Source organism: Pseudoalteromonas sp. XMcav11-Q, from assembly GCF_040104525.1.
In the GTDB taxonomy this organism is placed as follows: domain Bacteria; phylum Pseudomonadota; class Gammaproteobacteria; order Enterobacterales; family Alteromonadaceae; genus Pseudoalteromonas.
The window spans coordinates 1-1,380 of the sequence record NZ_JBECOX010000036.1; the positions used below are offsets into that span (position 1 = coordinate 1).

General features: G+C 51.7%; 1 rRNA gene. It reads left to right on the forward strand.

From position 1 onward, the window contains the following. Positions 1-1,380: ribosomal RNA gene (locus ABMY45_RS23750) — 23S ribosomal RNA — on the forward strand; the annotation flags it as partial.

Below are 1,380 nucleotides of genomic sequence, written 5' to 3' on the forward strand. Positions count from 1 at the left end.
AAGGCTGAGAGTCGAGACGAGCCACTAAGGTGGTGAAGTTGTTGATGCCCTACTTCCAGGAAAAGCCTCTAAGCTTCAGTTCATACTGAATCGTACCCTAAACCGACACAGGTGGTCAGGTAGAGAATACTAAGGCGCTTGAGAGAACTCGGGTGAAGGAACTAGGCAAAATTGTACCGTAACTTCGGGAGAAGGTACGCTCTTGTTTGTGAAGGACTTGCTCTGTAAGCAAACGAGAGCCGCAGTGACCAGGTGGCTGGGACTGTTTATTAAAAACACAGCACTGTGCAAAATCGTAAGATGACGTATACGGTGTGACACCTGCCCGGTGCCGGAAGGTTAATTGATGGGGTTAGCTTAGGCGAAGCTCTTGATCGAAGCCCCGGTAAACGGCGGCCGTAACTATAACGGTCCTAAGGTAGCGAAATTCCTTGTCGGGTAAGTTCCGACCTGCACGAATGGTGTAACCATGGCCACGCTGTCTCCACCCGAGACTCAGTGAAATTGAAATCGCAGTGAAGATGCTGTGTACCCGCGGCTAGACGGAAAGACCCCGTGAACCTTTACTACAGCTTGGCACTGAACATTGACCCTACATGTGTAGGATAGGTGGGAGGCTTTGAAGCAGGAACGCTAGTTTCTGTGGAGCCGACCTTGAAATACCACCCTTGTAGTGTTGATGTTCTAACTTAGGCCCCTGAATCGGGGTTGAGGACAGTGCCTGGTGGGTAGTTTGACTGGGGCGGTCTCCTCCCAAAGAGTAACGGAGGAGCACGAAGGTTTGCTAAGTACGGTCGGACATCGTACGGTTAGTGTAATGGTAGAAGCAAGCTTAACTGCGAGACAGACACGTCGAGCAGGTACGAAAGTAGGTCATAGTGATCCGGTGGTTCTGAATGGAAGGGCCATCGCTCAACGGATAAAAGGTACTCCGGGGATAACAGGCTGATACCGCCCAAGAGTTCATATCGACGGCGGTGTTTGGCACCTCGATGTCGGCTCATCACATCCTGGGGCTGAAGTCGGTCCCAAGGGTATGGCTGTTCGCCATTTAAAGTGGTACGCGAGCTGGGTTTAGAACGTCGTGAGACAGTTCGGTCCCTATCTGCCGTGGGCGTTTGAGAATTGAGAGGGGCTGCTCCTAGTACGAGAGGACCGGAGTGGACGAACCGCTGGTGTTCGGGTTGTGATGCCAATTGCATTGCCCGGTAGCTACGTTCGGAACTGATAACCGCTGAAAGCATCTAAGCGGGAAGCAGGCCTCGAGATGAGTTCTCACTTTGACTTAGAGTCAACTGAAGGGCCGTTGAAGACTACAACGTTGATAGGCGAGATGTGGAAGTGCTGTGAGGCATTAAGCTAACTCGTACTAATTACCCG